This window comes from Nostoc sp., from assembly GCF_036916575.1.
In the GTDB taxonomy this organism is placed as follows: Bacteria; Cyanobacteriota; Cyanobacteriia; order Cyanobacteriales; family Nostocaceae; genus Nostoc.
Window position 1 is genome coordinate 75956 of record NZ_JBALGC010000036.1, and the last position, 18785, is coordinate 94740.

Annotated in this window: 15 protein-coding genes and 1 pseudogene; 7 read left to right on the forward strand and 9 right to left on the reverse strand. The window is 40.9% G+C overall.

Annotated features, from left to right (window positions below; genetic code table 11):
* Positions 1–1571: 1571 nt before the first annotated feature.
* The 3 genes and pseudogenes from V7L29_RS09245 to V7L29_RS09255 all read left to right on the forward strand — a co-directional run bounded on the left by V7L29_RS09245 (position 1572) and on the right by V7L29_RS09255 (position 5375).
* On the forward strand, positions 1572–2948 hold the full coding sequence (locus V7L29_RS09245; protein WP_334735247.1) for a calcium-binding protein: 1377 nt from the start codon (positions 1572–1574) through the stop codon (positions 2946–2948).
* Between the two features lie 144 nt (positions 2949–3092).
* Positions 3093–3365: pseudogene (locus tag V7L29_RS09250) on the forward strand (DVUA0089 family protein); the annotation flags it as partial.
* A gap of 1074 nt (positions 3366–4439) precedes the next feature.
* Positions 4440–5375, forward strand: a complete 936-nt coding sequence (locus tag V7L29_RS09255) for a DVUA0089 family protein (RefSeq protein WP_334735248.1) — start codon at positions 4440–4442, stop codon at positions 5373–5375.
* A 209-nt stretch (positions 5376–5584) separates the two neighbouring features.
* On the opposite strand, the gene V7L29_RS09260 is transcribed toward V7L29_RS09255, so the two are convergent.
* From V7L29_RS09260 to V7L29_RS09270, 3 genes are all read right to left on the reverse strand, one after another.
* On the reverse strand, positions 5585–6202 hold the full coding sequence (locus V7L29_RS09260; protein WP_334735249.1) for an NUDIX hydrolase: 618 nt from the start codon (positions 6200–6202) through the stop codon (positions 5585–5587).
* A 54-nt stretch (positions 6203–6256) separates the two neighbouring features.
* The gene (locus V7L29_RS09265; RefSeq protein ID WP_334735250.1) at positions 6257–6460 is read right to left on the reverse strand and encodes a hypothetical protein; all 204 of its coding nucleotides are present in this window, start codon (positions 6458–6460) and stop codon (positions 6257–6259) included.
* A gap of 137 nt (positions 6461–6597) precedes the next feature.
* The gene (locus V7L29_RS09270; RefSeq protein ID WP_334735251.1) at positions 6598–7800 is read right to left on the reverse strand and encodes a phosphoglycerate kinase; all 1203 of its coding nucleotides are present in this window, start codon (positions 7798–7800) and stop codon (positions 6598–6600) included.
* Between the two features lie 89 nt (positions 7801–7889).
* Here V7L29_RS09270 and V7L29_RS09275 point away from each other — a divergent pair, with 89 nt between their 5' ends.
* Positions 7890–8297 carry a universal stress protein gene (locus tag V7L29_RS09275; RefSeq protein WP_334693132.1) on the forward strand — a complete coding sequence of 136 codons (408 nt, stop codon included), beginning with the start codon at positions 7890–7892 and terminating at the stop codon, positions 8295–8297.
* A gap of 192 nt (positions 8298–8489) precedes the next feature.
* Here V7L29_RS09275 and V7L29_RS09280 read toward each other — a convergent pair whose 3' ends face one another.
* From V7L29_RS09280 to V7L29_RS09290, 3 genes are all read right to left on the reverse strand, one after another.
* Complete coding sequence (locus tag V7L29_RS09280; protein WP_334735252.1) at positions 8490–10736, reverse strand: CPBP family glutamic-type intramembrane protease; 2247 nt, start codon at positions 10734–10736, stop codon at positions 8490–8492.
* A gap of 344 nt (positions 10737–11080) precedes the next feature.
* Complete coding sequence (locus V7L29_RS09285) at positions 11081–11791, reverse strand: GDYXXLXY domain-containing protein (protein ID WP_334693129.1); 711 nt, start codon at positions 11789–11791, stop codon at positions 11081–11083.
* A gap of 214 nt (positions 11792–12005) precedes the next feature.
* Positions 12006–13424 carry a DUF2157 domain-containing protein gene (locus tag V7L29_RS09290; RefSeq protein ID WP_334735253.1) on the reverse strand — a complete coding sequence of 473 codons (1419 nt, stop codon included), beginning with the start codon at positions 13422–13424 and terminating at the stop codon, positions 12006–12008.
* 235 nt (positions 13425–13659) lie between these two features.
* Between V7L29_RS09290 and V7L29_RS09295 the strand changes: the two genes are divergently transcribed.
* The 3 genes from V7L29_RS09295 (at position 13660) to V7L29_RS09305 (ending at position 15891) form a co-directional block, all read left to right on the forward strand.
* Complete coding sequence (locus V7L29_RS09295) at positions 13660–14631, forward strand: RsmB/NOP family class I SAM-dependent RNA methyltransferase (RefSeq protein WP_334735254.1); 972 nt, start codon at positions 13660–13662, stop codon at positions 14629–14631.
* Between the two features lie 311 nt (positions 14632–14942).
* Positions 14943–15092, forward strand: coding sequence for a hypothetical protein (locus V7L29_RS09300; RefSeq protein ID WP_334735255.1), 150 nt, complete (start codon positions 14943–14945; stop codon positions 15090–15092).
* Positions 15093–15453: 361 nt separating this feature from the next.
* Complete coding sequence (locus V7L29_RS09305; RefSeq protein ID WP_334735256.1) at positions 15454–15891, forward strand: NUDIX hydrolase; 438 nt, start codon at positions 15454–15456, stop codon at positions 15889–15891.
* A gap of 335 nt (positions 15892–16226) precedes the next feature.
* Here the strand turns inward: V7L29_RS09305 and V7L29_RS09310 are convergent, their stop codons facing one another.
* The 3 genes from V7L29_RS09310 to V7L29_RS09320 all read right to left on the reverse strand — a co-directional run bounded on the left by V7L29_RS09310 (position 16227) and on the right by V7L29_RS09320 (position 18708).
* Positions 16227–17018 (reverse strand): GH25 family lysozyme, encoded by a 792-nt coding sequence (locus V7L29_RS09310; RefSeq protein ID WP_334693124.1) that lies wholly within the window; start codon positions 17016–17018, stop codon positions 16227–16229.
* A gap of 101 nt (positions 17019–17119) precedes the next feature.
* Positions 17120–17761 carry a DUF4232 domain-containing protein gene (locus V7L29_RS09315; protein ID WP_334735257.1) on the reverse strand — a complete coding sequence of 214 codons (642 nt, stop codon included), beginning with the start codon at positions 17759–17761 and terminating at the stop codon, positions 17120–17122.
* Positions 17762–17892: 131 nt separating this feature from the next.
* Positions 17893–18708 carry a class I SAM-dependent methyltransferase gene (locus V7L29_RS09320; RefSeq protein WP_334735258.1) on the reverse strand — a complete coding sequence of 272 codons (816 nt, stop codon included), beginning with the start codon at positions 18706–18708 and terminating at the stop codon, positions 17893–17895.
* Positions 18709–18785 lie beyond the last annotated feature (77 nt).

Sequence of the window (18785 nt, forward strand, 5' to 3'; positions counted from 1 at the left end):
TCTGTCTGGGCAAATTCTTTAATATACAACCAACTTGTGGAGAAACTGTTGGTAAGAAAAGCAAAGTTATCAAAGGTTTATATCAGATTGAAGATGATAACCCTAACTCTGATTCGATGAGAGCGATTATATTAGTTAGGTTTTGCAATTATTGTTATTAATCTCGGAATTGGGAATTAACCTACTTTGATGAAAGCGTGTCAATATCGGTGGTTTCAAAATTAAAATTTACAAGTTTAAACAAAAAAATTCAATCTATAAGTCTGAAATTAGCGCCCTTCTATTATCGTCAAAGCAAAATCTCAAACGTTTGTCTACATAGACTTTTGCTGATTGAGATTTGTTTCAACGGTTTCTGTGGGTATACGTAAGCGTAGCCCGCCGCAGCGAAAAGTGTATCGCGTCGTTTCCCGCCGTTGGCGCAGCTCGCCGCAGGCATCTGTTAGCGACTGTGCGTAGCGTCACTTTTCAAGACAAGCATCACTAATTTTCTGAACCCAAATAACTATAGGACTCCGATTTGATTTTTGAAAACATACTGAGACTGAAAAGCCTGTTTTATCAAGGTTTCATTTGAAATCTTGTTTAGAAATCAGACAGGAGCCCTATATATAAAATTTATATAAAGTTTAAGTGTTATTAAGTGCAAAACTTTATAGATAAATCTATAAGTTAAACTTATCTATTAAACAATGCATTTCTTTAAGAAAAAGTATTTTCTTTAAGAAAAAAATATATATTCTACCAAAAAATCTGATGTAGAAACTTAACTAAACAATGATACCGCGTTTATCTAAAAATCTCACAATGCTTACCAAAAGAATCAATAGTTTTAAACAAGATTTCATGAAGTCTTATATGTTTTGTCACATGTATATATCAATGTATTATTAATTGCATTTATTGAGATTTTGAAGATTTGGTAAATAAGTTGATGTAACCTTGTACTTCATGTTAATTAAATAATTACAACGTCGGTTCAAAAAATTTGGAAAAATAACCAAAATATTTAATCTAATTACTTACAAAGAAAGACAGAGGACAGAAGGCAGAAGGAAACAAGTATTAATGAAAACTTTAGTAGTGGGTCATTGCCCATTACTATAAAAATATTTGTGTCGATAGCGCAGCGTTAGCGAGTCTTCTCCCAAAGGGAGGCGCCAAGGGCGAACGAGCGTCGCGGAGAGTGCCATGAGACACAAGGGAGCCAGTGCGGTCTTGGGCTTTGCCCAAGTGGAGCATCTGGCGTCGTCCTTGCTTCAATCCCAAGCTTTTAAACGTGGGAACATAGCTGCCTTATGAACATTTTGGTAATTAATTAAGGGATTTTCAGGAAATAAATTATCTAATTTTGTCAGATAGGTGTCTCGCTCGTCCCTAACTAAAGGTGGGCTTTTCGGGACAGCCTACAATCGGTAGTTGGATATTTTTTCTTTATAAGTTCCTAACCAAATAATTAATGTTTTCTTCCCTTTAATTACGCAAAGGGCAAGTAATTTACATTGAACTGATGAATAGTTCTTTGACTAAGGCTGAACTTACGTATTAGTGATAAATTCAGGAGAAATAATATGGCATTTATTTTCGGCACTACAGGTTCTGACACGAGAAATGGAACTTCGGGAAATGACACGATAGTTGGTTGGGCTAGTGGTGGTAATGCAAATAGTACCTCTGGTAACGATACCTTGAATGGTTTGGCTGGTAACGATTCCCTCGCCGGTGGGACGGCGAACGACAGTCTAATCGGTGGAGATGGCAATGACACACTTGATGGCGGCACAGGAAACGACACTCTAATAGGTGGTGCAGGCAGTGACACCTTCAAAGGCAGTCAGGGTAACGACAGCATTAATGGCGGAGATGGCATTGATACGGCAGACTACAGTCAACTAGGTCAAAGCATTACTTTGTCAGGTGTCGGAACCATTAAAAAAGCTGGGGGATTGGGGCAAGACCAACTCTTTAAAGTAGAAAAGGTTATTGCTAATGCTAATGTTGCCAACAACACCATAGATACATCCCAATCTTTGCCTGGGGTATTTATCACCGTTAACCTGCAAACTCAAAATTTGGCTGCCAATAACGTTCCTGGTTTGGGAACATTGTCATTTATTGCAGTTAACTTTGATAATGTCATCGGCACAAATGCAAATGACCTCATTGTTGGCGACAATCAAAATAACCAATTATTCGGTAATAATGGCGATGATACACTTGATGGCGGCACAGGTATTGACACCTTAAATGGGGGAGCAGGCAATGACACTTACATTGTTGACACTACTGTTGATACCATTACGGAAACTGCCAATTCAGGCACAGATACCGTTCGGTCTTCTGTCACCTACACACTAGGCGCCAATCTAGAGAACCTGAGGCTGACAGGAACTAGCGCCATCAACGGGACAGGTAATAGTCTTAACAACTTCCTCTTTGGTAATACTGCTAACAACACTCTGAATGACGGAGCAGGCAACGACACCCTAGATGGTAATTTAGGCGATGATATCCTCAATGGTGGCGACGGCAATGATAGTCTACAGGGCGGACCCGGCAATGACGTACTCAATGGCGGGTCTGGAAACGACACCCTCATCGGTGTTTTCCCTGGTAGTCTGCTTCCACCTGGATTAGGGGAAACTGATAACTTGATTGGCGGGGCTGGGGCAGATACATTTGTCCTGGGGGACGCTAAAAATGTTTTCTACGACGATAACAACACTACGAGTCCTGGTTTTGGGGACTTGGCTACTATTAATGACTTCGACTCTAGCCAAGATCGAATTGAACTCAATGGACTTCCACAGGACTACCTTCTGCAAGTTGTTGGAAGCAACACACGAATATTTTTAGACAAACCGACAGGAGAGCAAGATGAGCTTATAGGTATTGTCCAGGGGGTAGTGGGTCTCACACTTAATAGTGACAACTTTACTTTTCTATGAGCGGGAAAATACTGGAGAGGGTACGAAACAACACACTGGACAGGGCTGAAGGATTAGTTAGGTTCCTTATTATCAGGCTCAAACGTTAATCTTTTAGCCCAATTAGCAACAGTTCAACCGGAGAGCAATCTTGATTTTGACTTTTTTACATTTTCTTTAGCAAATCCGGGAACTGTTACTACCAGGACAGTGACATCGGGAGATACAATTCTCAGACTGTTTGACAATGCTGAGAATTTACTGGTATCTAATAACAATGGTGGCAGTGGTGATTCGTCATTAATCACCAGTTTCCTGGGTGCAGGTACGTACTCCATTTCAGTGAGTGACTTTGCTTTCTTCCCTGAAAATGGTGGAAGTTGCTCTAATAGCACCTTTGACCCTGCTTCTTATACGTTAGAAATCAGTTTTGCATAAGAACGTTCTCAACTTCAGAAAGTACTGACATCAGAGGGCAGATTCAAGGATACTTTTCCTCCTGGCTAGGGGAACACGGCAATGTGTTCCCCTTACTCGACGAGAGACTATTTACAAGTGTGGGCTATTTGATTCTAAATGTAGACAGGATATGGTAAGGTGCAGCGCTCTCTTTTACTTAACGTATTAACTCCCGTGTGTCAAATCGCAATTATAGAAGCCTTTGCTGGACTGGAAGACCCTCGTCAATTAGCGCTTCTCTATTACTCTGGTCAGAGCAAAATCTCAAACGTTAATAGAAAATTATCTCTTGGTAAAAAAATTGAGATTGAAACTTAACTTCACGACGATATCGCGTTCATCTGAAAAATCTTGTAACGTTCACTAAAAAAATCATTAGTTTGAAATCATTTTTAATTAAAATTTATATGCGCGTTCAATGTATTTTACAATACATTAATATTTTGAAAATTTGGTAAAAAAGTTGACGTAACCTTGTATTTCATGATACATGATAGTTAAATAATTACAACGTGGGTTCAAAAAAATTTGGAAAAAGAACCAAAATATTTGATCTAATTACTTAACGCGATGTGCAACTTATTCTTCAAACCCCGCTTCCATTACTTTCCCTGTTGGCGTCAGCCTGCCGTTAGGCAAGCAAAGAGAGGCTTTAAGTCTTACTCCCCTTCCCTGTCTTCTCTTCTCTACCTTGGGCTACGCCAACGCGAACAGCACGCTGCGCGAACGTAGAGAATGGGTTTGGGGTTGGGTTTGAGAGCAAGTCGCACACTGCGTTACTTGCCATTTGGGTAATCAATTAAGGAATTTTCAGGAATATAGATTATCTAATTTTATAGAGTAGGCGTCTCGATTACCCATAAACAAAGTCAGGCTTTTCAGGTCAGCCCACAATCAGTAATTAGATATTTTTTCTTTAGAAGTTCCTAACCAAATAATTAATGTTGTCTTCCCTTTGATTACGCAAATGGCAAGTAATCTAGATTGAACTGATGAATAGTTCTTTGACTGAGGCTGAACTTACGTATTAGTGAGAAACTCAGGAGAGATAATATGGCATTTAAATTCGGCACTACAGGTTCCGAAACGATAAATGGAACTTCAAGAAATGACACGCTAGACGGTAATTTCGGCAATGATATCCTCAATGGTCTGAACGGCAATGATAGTCTACAGGGCGGGCCTGGCAATGACGTACTCAATGGCGGATCTGGAAACGATACTCTCATCGGTGTTTGGCCTGGTAGTCCGCTTCCACCTGGAGTAGGGGAAACTGATAACTTGATTGGCGGGGCTGGGGCAGATACATTTGTCCTGGGAGACGCTGTAAATGTTTTCTACAACGATAACAACATTATAAGTCCTGGTTTTGGGGACTTGGCTATTATTAATGACTTCGACTCTAGCCAAGATCGAATTGAACTTAAAGGACCTCCACAAGACTACATCCTGAAACCTTTTGGAGGCAGCACACAAATATTGTTAAACCAACCTACAGAGCTAGATGAGATCATAGGTGCTGTGCAGGGGAGAAACAATCTCAGACTTGATAGTGATGACTTCCTTTTCTATGAGCGGGAAAATGCTGGAGAAGCTACAAATAACACACAAGACAGCGCTGAAGGGTTAGGTTCCTTATCATCAGGCTCAAACGTTAATCTTTCAGCCCAAATCGCAACAAGTCAACCGGGGGGCAATCCCGATTTCGACTTTTTTACATTTTCTTTAGCAAAGCCAGGAACTGTCACTATCAGGACAGTCACATCGGGAGATACAGTTCTCGCACTGTTTAACGGTGCTGGGAATTTTGTAACTAGTAACGACGATGGTGGCGGTGGCAAATCGTCATTAATCACTAGTTCCCTGGGTGCAGGTAAGTACTCCATTTTAGTGAGTGACTATGCTTCCTTGGTTCAAGATGGTGGAACTTTGTCTGGTAGCACCTCTAATGCTAATTTTCCTTATACGCTTGGAGTTAGTGTGGCATAAAAACATTCTCAACTTAAAAAAGTACTGACATAAAAAGGGCAGATTCAAAGATACTTTTCCTGTTGGCTAGGGGAACACGGCAACGTGTTCCCTTTACCCGACAAGAGACTATTTACAAGTCCGGGCTATTTTATGAGTCAGAATTCAGAACTCAGGAGTCAGAATGAAACCATGAATTCTGTATGCCAATTTTCGGAATGTAGAGGCATTTAATCAAAGTCTGTCGGTAAATCTGGTTGGCGATAATGCTGGAAAAGTCGCGTGATTTGCGCTGGTGTCACACGTCCGATAGAAAGTTCTGGTAACGCATCTTCAGGGAAAAAACCTACTTCTTCAGTTTCAATACTTGATGATGGAGAACCACCAATAAGTTCACACTTAAAAAACAGCTTGTAGACATAAAACGGAAACGGTGGATGTCCCTGTTTATCTCTGTCATAGACTGCTAGTAGTTTGATAGCGCGGGCTTGATATCCAGATTCTTCATATACTTCTTTCACAACTACCTGACTGGGCGACTCGCCGACATCAGCCCATCCACCAGGTAAAGTCCAACAGCCGTCTGCTCTTTCCTTGACTAACAATATAGTATCATCCCGAAAAATTGCTCCTCGCACATCAACTTTGGGAGTTGCATATCCTACTTCACGGCTAAACAAATCGAGGATATAGCTGTGTTCTACATTTGAGTAAGTCGCCATCATTTCTGTAGCGATCGCCCGCAATTGTTTATAGCGTTCGATATCAAAAGGGTTTTCAGAATAGGTTAGACCATTTTGGGCGATCGCTTGTAACTTTTGTGCCCATTCTAGCCATTTTGTTTCCACAATTTTTTCCGATTTTGTATAAGTTAGTGCCAGCAAGTATCTGATTAATAAATTTTATTTGACGATGCTTCTTAGTCCATCTCGAAAAATCTGAAAACTTCTAGAGAGGTTGTTTTCTACATCCATATGCAAATAAATTTTCTCAGCAAAGTTGATTTTTTGTAAACATGTCTCATCGCCATATTTTTTGATATATTTTAGAGTAATATTTTGCAAAACCCTATAGTTTTTGACTGAAATTTCTTCAATTCTTGCCATTACACTTTCACCTCTCCAATTTTGGTAGTATGGTTGCCAAAAATGCTAATAAATATAGTAAGGGTACGGTATACCGCACCCTTACTACAATTGTCAAAAACTACCAGATTTTTTCAGTAGCTTAAGAGCTAATTTTCTTAAGCATCATCTAAAGCTGCAATTCCAGGCAATACCTTGCCTTCAAGTAACTCCAAGCTAGCGCCGCCGCCGGTGGAGATGTGGCTCATTTGATCGGCTAAACCAACCTTTTCCACAGCCGCCACTGAGTCACCACCGCCAATGATGGTGGTTGTGCCAGTTTTGCTGATTTTGGCGAGGGTATGAGCGATCGCTTCTGTACCTACCGCAAACTTATCGAACTCAAACACACCCATCGGCCCATTCCAAATTACCGTTTTGGTATCTGCAAGGGCTTCTTGGAAAACTTTTACCGAGTCTGGGCCAATATCCAAACCCATACCATCATCGGGGATATTGTCAATGCTGACGGTTGTCGCATTTGCTTCGGGAGCAAACTTATCTGCTGATACGATATCCGTGGGTAACAAGAAGGTAACGCCCCGTTCTTTAGCCTTAGCTTCCAAAGACTTCGCTAGTTCTAGTTTGTCTTCTTCTACCAACGACTTACCGACATTCAAACCACGGGCTTTGTAGAATGTAAAAATCATCCCACCGCCGATGATCAGCTTGTCGCACTTTTCCAGCAACGTTTCAATCACGCCAATTTTACTGGAAACTTTGGAACCGCCAATAATTGCCGCCAAAGGACGTTGGGGATTTTCAATCGCGTTTTGCAGATATTCCAATTCCTTCTCAACTAAGTATCCAGCCACAGAAGGACTCAGGAATTTAGTTACACCTTCAGTAGAAGCATGGGCGCGGTGTGCGGTACCAAAAGCATCATTTACATAAAAATCAGCATTAGCTGCCAATTTTTTCGCAAATTCTGGGTCGTTTTTCTCCTCTTCTGGGTAAAAGCGGACATTTTCCAGTAACAGCACTTGACCATTTTGCAACGCGCCAACTTTAGCTGCAACTTCATCCCCAATGGAGTCATCAGTTTTAACGACTTCTTGCCCCAGCAACTCCGAGAGACGCTTGGCAACGGGAGTTAGGCGTAATTTATCATCCACACCCTTGGGACGACCAAAATGGCTTACGAGAATCACCTTAGCACCCTTCTGCGTCAAATCTCTGATGGTTGGCAAAGCTGCGCGAATGCGAGTATCGTCGGTAATGTTGCCTTGATCATCGACAGGCACATTAAAGTCAACCCGCACTAAGGCACGTTTTCCAGATATATCAGCCGAAGATAAACTTGCTAAACTTTTTTTGGACACACCAAACTCTCCTGATTGCCTTTTTGTTATTGTTTTGAAAGTAGAACCATCCAGATTTTACCGGAGTCAGGGGTGTCCAGGTGAGAGAGATGTTTAAGACAGTACTATTTCCTATTGATCAAAGCCGGGAAACGCGGGAAGCTGCTGATGTGGTGACCAACGTAGTCAAAAAATACAGCAGTCGCTTGGTGCTGCTGTCTGTGGTAGAAGAACCACCTCCAGATGCGCCTAGTCCAGATCCGATGGTGTCACCAGAGGTAGTTGCCAAACTGCTAGAAAATGCCCAATCTTTATTTTCTGGGCAAGGAATTCAATCCGAAATTCTAGAAAGGCAAGGCAAACCAGCTTTTACTATCTGCGATGTCGCTGATGAAATCGGTGCAGATTTAATTATTATGGGCTGTCGGGGGCTAGGCTTGACTGAAGAGGGAGCGGATGATAGTGTCACCACTCGCGTGATTAATCTTTCCCCTTGCCCAGTGCTGATTGTACCTTAGTAGTGGTCAGCGCTAAGGAGCCAGTGTGTTGCTGAATACTGGTAAATTTTTAGCGCGATCGCTAATAAAAAGTTCTGCGATTGTGACAACAACGCGGCTGGGGAAGGTTGTCTAAATACGGGCATCAAAGTTTACGATTGGCAGTCGAGAAAGTCGCCAGCCCGCACCTGGCACTTTCAAGACCTACAATTATTACATTTTATTGCTCTGAATTTTTTGATTATTATCTAATTTTGTGATTCCTCCAAAAACAATTAACCAAACTACTACTACAACCCAGTGAATTAAAACTATCACAAACAAAGAGCCTGTTAGGGTATATGCAACAGTACATATAATTCCCAAAATTGCAGCTAAAACAAGAAAAACATGATTATAAAATGTGGGAATTCCAGCTTTAAAAAATGTTTTAGCATTTAATGGATGATACAAAATAAATAATAATAAACTCACTATTGCCCACACAGTCCAGCGGAACCAATTGGTGCTTTCGCTAGGATGAGGAAGCAAAAAAACGCGAAAAAAGAGTTCTTCAACAATTGCAGGTAAAAACAAACAACGTAATATTAACAAGCATTTATCAATCCAATTTGCCGACCAAATTTGGATTCGTAAAAATTCAAATTTCCAACCATAAGGTAGAGCAATAATACTATAAATTGTCAGCAGTAAGACAATAATTATCCAATCTTTTAATGTCGGAACTGCTAAGGATGCTAAAGTGCGATTTAAAAGAATTGAAAGTGGTGAAATATTGGTAAAGGGAATCTCAATTTGTCCTAAAAATACTGTTGGTGCAATGGGTGTAATATTAGGTTGCCAACCACCTACTTGATTGGTTCGCAATACCTGCATCATTGCACCATGTTTTAAAAATATTGCGGCGAGGTCGTCGTGTGCAAGTCTTGGCATTATTGTTCGCCATGTTGTCAAACCAGCCCAAATACTACCATCTTGAAATGGTTCTGTCGTTTTTCCTATTCCCGTACCTGCGAGTATACCTGCTTGACTGTGCCAATCAGTGCGAACTATACCCAAGGGTGCTAATTGTTGTTCCAAAGATTGACCTAATTCAATTAACTGCTGAAAGCGTAACGCTTGCGGGTGATTAGGATTTGCGCGTACCCAAGTTTGAATTTGAGGAGTTGTAGCAACTTGGTTTTTAATTGCCAGTATCGCAGCATAAAGTGCTTGGCTTGAGTCTTGGACACATGAAGTAGCAGGTGATACCATTGCGCCACCAGTTCCATCACCAATCCGATAACGTGCCATTGTTATCTGTAATTGTTGCTGGAATTGTTCTAAAGGCGAAAGTTTAACACCATCAAAATCATAATCCTGCGTTACAGGGTCGAATTTGATCAGAATATCTGATACTGGACGTGTTGCCAGCCAACCACGTTGTAAATTACCCATATAATCAGCCCATGTATGCGTTCCGGCAATAATTCCATCGGGGTTATGGGCATAAATTTGGTGGTATTTAGTCTCAAAGCGTAATTCGTTAGTAAACTCATCGCGGACAACTTCTGCAATTCCAAAAGCAAAATGTCCAGTAATAGTATAAGGTATTCCGACTGGTTCAGCTTTACGTCCGCCAATTCCACCAAATAGGTGTAATACAATAGCTTTATTGCCTTCTTGCCATTTTGATATAGATTGATTAGGTGAATTTTGTGTTTCTATAGGTTTTATCAATACAGTATTGAATTTACCTTTGTTTTTCTCGGTATTTCGCCAATTTACATCTTGGATGTAATTTAGCCCTAATTCCTCACCAGTAATGATTTGACGGGGTTGAATTTGCAACAGAGAACGAGGTGCAAGTGCGCCTACAGTAAATACGCCCTTTGCATCGGCAGCGCCATAAATATACCACCCATCCTCACCCGCAGGTGATTGTTCGATTTGCTGCAAACTTGAAGGAGCAAAATTTCGCTGATCTATTACTTGTTGGGGAATACGAATAATTTCTTTAAGACCATCAAACTTATTTGAATTATGATTATAATGCTGGATCAAAAAATAATCGTTATACTGCTTTACTTGGGGAAATAAAATAGTTTTGGAGCTAAATTTAATTGGTTTAACTATTTTTACAAAACCATAAAACCTACCAGTTGCCAAAACAGGTTGGCGTTCAATTTGCAAAATATATTTTTCTTTACTTGCATCAATGATTGTACTTGAATCTAAAGCAACAATTGCATTATCATCTGGATTTGCACCAGCCAAAGAGCGTAAAAGTCCTACCTGACGAACTCCATTTAGTCGAAAAGGATGAATGTTCCCTTGTTTTTGACTTTTAATCACTTCGGAAGTGAAATTTATATCTCGCGTTACCACTTGACGCAAAGCAAGCAAATTTTTATTCTTTTTCCATTCCAAACGTACAATACTCCCTACCAATTTTTGTGCTGTAGGTGGTGCATATTGCACTTCTATCCATACCCAATCTAAACTATCTTGTAATTGCTGTTTTGTTGGTAAAATTAATCTTCCTACCCAGTCACCAATAGGTTTATAGAGATTTGCAGATGGAATTTGGGCAACGGGATAAAAGCCAGATTGATTAAAATTTTTGCGAATATGGAGCGTGTAATTGCTTTCTTAAATATGCTTTACCTAGAACCCTTGTAGAAACTTAGTAATGCTACGTCTCTACATTTTTATCTCACTCCTATGTCTAATGACAAACAGAAAGTTCTGAGCGCGGCTTCCGACGCTCAGAACTTCAAAGACAAACCTTGCGTGTAACATGCAATGTTTATTAGCCTAACAGTTTAAAAGCGATAGTTGCGATCGCGCACCCACATACTAACTGGCACTGCATTACCCTGTGGATCTACTTTCGCTTTCACCACAATGGGTGGTAGCTGTCCTCTGCGGGCGCGTTGGGCTTGCAAGTCGTTGGTAATCTGCCGCCGTTGGTTTTCTTTTATGTAATATGTTTCCAAGCCGTAGTTAACAGAGCCATCTTGATAAACACCTTTTAAAGCTGCCTGATTGGCTCTAAGAGTTGTGGGGCGATCGCTAGTCACTCGTATCGGTCTCCAAGCTCTAGGAACACCGCTACCAGAGGATAGTTGCTCTTGCAAAATCACGTAGATGTTGGTTCCTTCGGGCAATCTTCGGCCACTTCCACGACCTTTGCTGACTAATGTTTGCCAACCAGGCAGTCTGCTCAAATTTGCGGTACGGGATATGTTGTAATCTAACGCTAAGGTGTTACCATCCAGCACATTGTTAGGATCTACAGGTACGGTTTGCAAAATCACCGTCTTACCTGTCACGTCTGTATAAACTGCTTGGGCTGGTACTGCCATAATTAGCCCTGTTTGCAGCGCCAAGGGAGCTAGTAACCGCCAAAAAGGTAAGGGCTTATTCGATTTTTGTTCAGTAGCAATCAAGTAATCCCGAAAAGTCACTTTATTGGAGAATTCGGCTTCGGGAGACAAGGGTTTATTTTTAGATTCAGGAGAACTATTAGTCATGAGCGTAGTCCTAAAAAGCAGAGGTCATGAGGAGGTCAAGAGTAACGAGATTAGGACTGACGCAGAGAAACTTTAAAAATTTTGATGCACAGAGATTTTGATGATCGCCAGATTTCAGAATTTGGGATTTGAGATTTTAGATTTTTTATTCAACCCAAAATCTAAAATTCGTCCGCAAAATCTAAAATTGGCATGACTTGTTTCATCTTTTGCACTACTTCTTACTTGTAGAGCTACCACCAGGTAGGCGGCGTTCAAACCAAAGTCCAGCGCTAATTAAAGCGGAACCGCACAAGACAAATACTAGGGACTTGAAAAGTAAGTCGGTATTGTACTCTTGCACGCGACTGATAATTTGCAGTGTTAATAAGAGCATACCGCCCCAAAAGGAACTTCTGTTGCTTAATTTCAATCCTTCTTGAATTAGTCCCCAGGCTAATGTTGCTAGAAGTACATTGAAAATAAAAACACCAAGTTCATCAACCCGGCTGATAGTTTGATGCCAAAAAGGTACTAGGGCAATAAAGACAAGAAAGGTACTAATGACGGCAGTCGTGAAAATCACTTCGCGACGCGGAGGGTTATTTCTTTGACGCAGTAGAAACAACCATTGCAATACCGCCAAGCCGCTGAGAATCCCTAAATCGATAATCGGCAGAGACTCGAACAAGTTTGTCACATTCGTTGGCTGATTATAACCATAATTTGGAGATTCCCAGACCCAACGAAAAGACAGAACATAAAAGACAACGCCAAAGCTCACCAACGCTAAATTACGGGCCAGGGATTGAAACAACCTGTAATTTATGGTTGGGAACAGCAAATCATCATAACTCCAGAATAATGCAGGTGGGAGTGCAAAAGCAAAAGATGCCACCCAAGGGGCTATATCAACATAATTCAGGAGTGGCAGCGGATTAAGGTTGTCTTGTAAGGAACTAGCAAAGACAAAGGCTGCTAGACCAAAAATCCAACGCGATCGACAGAAGTAGGCTAAGGGTACAAACACCAGCCATGCCAACAAAGGCATATGCTGCACCACTAGTCGCGACCAAGTTAACTCACCTGAAGAGTACCACAAGTCTTCTAATCCCGTCCAATACCCGATTTCCACGAGAACAATTGACAGAATTCCTAAAGAATTTAAGCACAAACTGAAGGCCATGACAACAACACCCAATCCCCAAGCGAGAAACAGTTGGGAAGTTGAACCGGCAATATTGAACATCTGGGCCATTAGCAGTAAATTTGCACCGAAAATGAAGGCACTTAAAATTAGCAACCCCTCTCCCAGTAAGCGTTTGCTTCGTTGTGGCTTCTTTCCTTCAGGCTGTCTCCAGGTGTAAAAACCAGTGATAGCGATCGCAAAAAACAAACTCATCATTAGAATAAATTTGACTTCTCGTGATCCTGCCTGCCAGTTTCCTGCTACAAAGGTAATTATGCCTAAGCATAAAAGTATGCCGCCCACTGCGATCGCGATCGCTTTATTGCGATCACGTGCGGCAGCTTCCAGGTTTTTAAATTGATAACGTTCTGCTATTTGTTCATACTGCGAAGAACTAATTAATCCTTCATCCCTCCATAGTTGTGCTTCTTTGCGTAATTTTTGAGGAAAATTATCTAATATCATGACCTTCTCCGGTGCAGTGGGGTAGCTTGGCCATTGCGATCCCAATGGCGGTCATTATATTTTGAGTATGAAGCCAAAAGCCTTAATTACATTGTTCTTGTGTAACAGTTTTATTTCGATTCTGATACAACCTATGAATTCGTAATACTCGCTAATGGCGAGAAGCAAGCTATGTAATTCGTAATTAATAAAGTCAGGTTACAGATAATTGAAAATTACTATTCTGTTTACTCAGATGGAAAAACCTTCTAATTTATTACTTAAAGTCTCGCGGCGTTTGTTCACTAATTTAGATGAGCAAGAAAAATTTATCGAGGCTTTAATGAATCCTCAGCCTTTTTCACCCAGTATTCTTTGGTGTCAAGAAAAGCCAGAAATTTCGCTTTTGGCAGTGGAAACACCAACCTCTTGGCAACCACAATTTATAGACCGCTTATATTTTGGAGAAAAACCCGGTCAGCATCCCTTGCATGAAAAAGGATATTTCTATTGTTTAGATTTTTCTTCGGTGTTTGCAGCTACTACTTTGTTGTCTATTCCTCAGTCAGTGCGTTTAGTTTTTGATATGTGTGCCGCACCAGGAGGTAAAAGTATCTTTGCTTGGAAAGCTTTACAACCTGACTTACTCATCAGCAATGAAGTAATTGGCAAACGTCTGGGAATGCTAATTTCTAATTTAAAGCGTTGCCAGATCAGCCCTAGTGCAGTGGTTAATAGAGATTCAAGTATATTTGCTCAAATGTTTCCCTGCTCTAGCAATCTAGTAATAGTAGATGCTCCTTGTACTGGACAATCTTTACTCGCTAAAGGTGAAAAAGCACCCGGATGTTTTCACCCAACCGCTATTAATAAGAGTGCAAATCGGCAAAAACGCATTCTAGCTAACTCTGCTAAAATTGCTTCATCACAAGGCTATCTTGCTTATATGACTTGCACATATTCACCCGAAGAAAATGAGCAAGTTTGTGAATGGTTTTTGGAACGCTTTCCTCAGTTTCAGGCTATGGAAATTAGTAATTTAGCTAAATATCAGTCGCATTTAACTACAATACCTTGTTATCGGATGTTTCCTCAAGATAGGTTAGGGGCTGGTGCGTTTACAGTACTATTTAAAAATACTAGTGAATATGAAGATGACCATAAAAAAGTAGATTTAAATACAATATCTTCACTGTATATCTACCAAAATATGAAAAAATCAAGTTAAATACATTGGTGGCATATATTCTGACATTAAGCCAGAACATGTGATGTTTTGAATAATGCTGCATTTGTCAATCAGCCATCAGGAATACACAGAGCCGCAAGGCGGAAGTCAAAAGTCACTTGTACTGAGCGTAGCCGTAAAGCCTGCGGCATAGCTACGCTTAGGGCGCAGCCCAAGGTAGAGAAGTAAAAGTCAAAAGTATTATAGAATAAGCTCTTTAGGGCTTTTCAATGGTCTGCTTGTCTTGCAAAGTGACGCTCCTGCGTCGCTTTAAGCGAAGCTATGCCGTAGGCTTTACGCTGCGCTAACTGATGCCTACGGCGGGCTACGCCAACGGCGGGAACCGCCGCTCAACGCCAGTTCCTTTAAGTGGGGGAACCCCACCAACGGACTGGCTCGACTTTGCGCTATTTCCGCCGAACTGTACTAGGGCGTTGCATGAAACAGGGATGAATTATTGAACCGCGAAGACGCAAAGTGCGCGAAGGAATTAGGTTTATGAATTCACAAAAATTAAAAAACATCCCGCAAATATGCAACGCCTGTACTAGAGCCGCTTACTAAGAGCAAATTTAATCAATTTTATATTGCGTAACATAGTTTGATTTATTCTTGCCCACTTACTTTTTTGGCATTTCTAAGTTTTACCTAGAAACGATATTACGAGATTAATAAAAAACTTTTAATAATTAACTTTTATAGATACAAAAAACTTTAATCTTTTCATAACCTTTGATTAACTAAAATTTATCCAATATCAGCTCTCGACTTTTTGAAATAAACATTGTACAAAAAAGCTAGGCTGTACAGGATGCAAATTATATGAGTCGAAAAGTCAGCAAAGTATTAAAACAGTCTGGGGTGATTCCCTATAGAGTGAACAACGGTAAAGTCGAAATCTTGCTAATCACAACCCGTAATTTTCAACACTGGGTGATTCCGAAAGGAGATATTCCTAATGGCATGAGTCCGCCTGATTCAGCAGCCAAAGAGGCGTGGGAAGAAGCAGGGGTGATTGGGCAGGTAGACGCTAATGAACTGGGCACTTATAAGTACCGCAAACGAGGCAAAATTTACCTGGTCAAGATGTATTTGTTACCAGTAGAGATGCTGAGTGAAAATTATCCAGAAGCAAGTCAAAGAAAACGGCAGTGGGTAGAAGTGAATAAAGCTATCAGGCGGGTTAAGTTTAATTCACTCAAACGAATCCTTAAAGGTTTTTTCCAGGTCAAATCTCAGTTTTGTGCATTTCGATGTTAGTCAGATATAGAAATACATACTATTCCAAAGCCTTGGCAGCAAAGTCAGGGCTTTTTTAGAAGTGGCTAGTACCGCAAGGCAGAAGTCAAAAGTCAAAAGAATTGTATTCCGGGCTTTTACGCCATTTAAAATGGTGAACCAGCGCTGCGGGAGGGTTTCCCTCCGCAGACGACTGGTGAACCCAAAGGGTATGTTTATTTACACACCCGCTGTACTCGACTTCAAACAAGTGCGATCGCTAATTAAAATAAGTAAACATTAGACGTAAAACATCATCCATGTTTACATTCATTTGATGGTAACTATTGGTCTATTTATTCAGTGTACAATCCGTTCTAAATCCACAGTAAAGCTACCCAAGTTTTTATACCGACAATTCCATCAGCTTGCAATTTCTTAGATGTTTGGAAACTAACAATTGCATCCTTAACTGACTCACCAAATTGCCCATCAATGGCATCAGTATATAATCCAATATTTTTTAATTGCTGTTGTAATTGTTTGACTATTAGCCCAGAATCTCCTAGCTGCAATCCATTAAATCTATTCAAATCGGCTCTACCACTAACACCTGGTACACCAGATATATCACCTTCATATTGATGGATTAGGTATTGCCCCTGCCAAGCGCTAGGAACAGTTGGGTTCTTAGTTCCGTAGTGGGCAATCCATAACGGATAATTAGCAAAATCAGATGGATTGCCAAGTTCTGTCCAGAAACTGGGGAAGGTATAAATGATTGGTTTGATTGGTTTATTTGTTTGTTGTAGAAGGGCCTTTTCCACCTCTGCTAACCACTGCTTCGCTCCATTGATTACAGCTTGGTTACTTCCTTTGTCAGTTACCTCTACATCCAGAACTGGTGGTAAGTCTCCAGGTTCTAATTTCCCCAACGTTTTTAAGAATTCCTTCGCTTGCTGAACCGGGTCAGATGTATGGGGGTGAAAGAAATGATAAGCACCTCGAATAATACCAACAGTTTTCATGGTCTGCCAGTGATGAGCAAAAGCAGAATCTTTGATGCTAACTCCTTCTGTGGCTTTGACAAACGCAAAAGTTTTACCAGAGTTTTTTACTGCTGTCCAATCTACTCTGCCGTCTTGATCGGCAACATCAATTCCTTCCATAGAATTTTTTAACCTTTTTGATTAGTACAATACTGAACTTATCAGAGGCTTTGATTAAATTTATGCTTTTTTTGGGTCTTTGAGTAAATTACAGAAATTTACTAGGGTTGAGTGTTAGCGGCTCGTACTGGAGTCACTCTAACTTTACCTGTACAAGGCTTGATTTGTTCTGTGAGGGTAAAGTGCTCGTAAGCATTAGGAGGTGTGATTTGAATTTTACTAGACATTGGGCAGTTTTTCTCTGGGGAACTAATGTGGTTATATGCTATCTGAAATGAAGCTTGTTTTCCAGGAGCTAGAGTTACTTGTTGTCGAGGTTGCTTACTTGAAAAGTAAGTGTCCTGGGAGCGAATAACTTTAATCCCCTGCAAAGGTTGATCTTTTGCATCCAGTAGTCCCAATCCCGGATAACCATAGAGGGTACAAGGGGATGAACCGTTATTAGTGAAGGCGTAGGTAATTGCAACATTTCCAACCCCAGCATCGTTGGAAACTCGGCGCACTGATAATTGACTAGTTTCACAGCGCGTCGGATTTGTAGTAGTAGTGGCTTCAGGGGTAGAATTCTCTGTAGTTTTTTCAGTCGGTGTAGGTGTTGAGGCCAACACAGCTTCTTTCGTTGGTTGTTCAGTGATTGTTGGTAAGGCTTGTGTCTGTTTGGTAACAGAAGGAGAACCGACACAGCCAGTTGTCACCGCAGTCAGGAGCAATAACAGACTGCTTTCCCTAATTAGAATTCGCATATCTCTTTTTTTATAGTGAACTACTTATACTGATGCTTCATATACAGTATAAGTTTCCAATTTCACAAGAGTTATGCACGTCTGCTCCAATGACTTGTTCTGCTGCGTCATTACATAACGAATTCAACAACTTATCCATCTTTTCGGGCAACGTGAACAGCAGAAAGAAACGAGAGGTTTACACTGTCTCCAAAGTTTCTCAGCTTTTCCCGCAATTTTGCAAATAGCAACTCCTTCGCTTCTGGCTCCAGTCTACTCATGGTACTTAATAGCTTAAAGAAGTCATCGATGCTGTACGTAACCTCACACGCGATTTGCTCAGTCACCAACTCCTTAAAATAACCAGAGTCTAGAATGTCTTGTTCAAACCCTCTCAAAATTTCCGCTTGAGTTTCCGCACCTTCATACCGGACAAGTGAGGGAGCATAAACTTGATATATTTGCTCGATCGCTTGGTAAACTTCGTATTTCAGTTCAGGTCTCAGATTCCATAGCAGGATGAGAAACCCGTTGTCGCGTAATGCTGTCGCTGCCTTGGCATACCGAATTTCTGACGGTATCCAGTGAAAGGCATTAGCAGATAGAACGGCATTGAACTGTTTTGCTTCCAGTTTCCACTCCTCAAATGAGGTGTTGTGGATTGCAACGTTTGGATAGGTTGCACAGTTGCGTTGTGCCAAACGACAAAAATCCTGGTTTGGCTCAATACACGTCATTGAAAAACCAAATTGAGCAAAAGCTACCGTCGCATTTCCTGGGCCACAACCGACCTCAAGAATCGATGCATCTGAGTCAAGTTGAGCTAAAACCACAGACCGCTCAATCTGTTGCTTTGGATATTGTGGTCTGGCGTTGTAATAAATATCAGCAACGGGAGAATACCAATTCCTTCGCTGTTCTAAATCTATAGAAGCTCTGGCATTTATTTCTTGTTTAGAGTCTTGCATAAGCTAGTACCGCTGCGCGGAAGTTAAAAGTTAAAAGTCAAAAGTCAAAAGTATCGTATTTCGGGCTTTCACGTTAT

Bases quoted from the DNA above. Each gene is read 5' to 3' on its own strand.
- V7L29_RS09245 (WP_334735247.1), top strand. From the start codon at position 1,572: ATGGCATTTATTTTCGGCACTACAGGTTCTGACACGAGAAATGGAACT.
- V7L29_RS09255 (WP_334735248.1), top strand. From the start codon at position 4,440: ATGGCATTTAAATTCGGCACTACAGGTTCCGAAACGATAAATGGAACT.
- V7L29_RS09265 (WP_334735250.1), bottom strand. From the start codon at position 6,460: ATGGCAAGAATTGAAGAAATTTCAGTCAAAAACTATAGGGTTTTGCAA.
- V7L29_RS09275 (WP_334693132.1), top strand. From the start codon at position 7,890: ATGTTTAAGACAGTACTATTTCCTATTGATCAAAGCCGGGAAACGCGG.
- V7L29_RS09285 (WP_334693129.1), bottom strand. From the start codon at position 11,791: ATGACTAATAGTTCTCCTGAATCTAAAAATAAACCCTTGTCTCCCGAA.
- V7L29_RS09290 (WP_334735253.1), bottom strand. From the start codon at position 13,424: ATGATATTAGATAATTTTCCTCAAAAATTACGCAAAGAAGCACAACTA.
- V7L29_RS09295 (WP_334735254.1), top strand. From the start codon at position 13,660: ATGGAAAAACCTTCTAATTTATTACTTAAAGTCTCGCGGCGTTTGTTC.
- V7L29_RS09300 (WP_334735255.1), top strand. From the start codon at position 14,943: ATGCCTACGGCGGGCTACGCCAACGGCGGGAACCGCCGCTCAACGCCA.
- V7L29_RS09305 (WP_334735256.1), top strand. From the start codon at position 15,454: ATGAGTCGAAAAGTCAGCAAAGTATTAAAACAGTCTGGGGTGATTCCC.
- V7L29_RS09310 (WP_334693124.1), bottom strand. From the start codon at position 17,018: ATGGAAGGAATTGATGTTGCCGATCAAGACGGCAGAGTAGATTGGACA.
- V7L29_RS09315 (WP_334735257.1), bottom strand. From the start codon at position 17,761: ATGCGAATTCTAATTAGGGAAAGCAGTCTGTTATTGCTCCTGACTGCG.
- V7L29_RS09320 (WP_334735258.1), bottom strand. From the start codon at position 18,708: ATGCAAGACTCTAAACAAGAAATAAATGCCAGAGCTTCTATAGATTTA.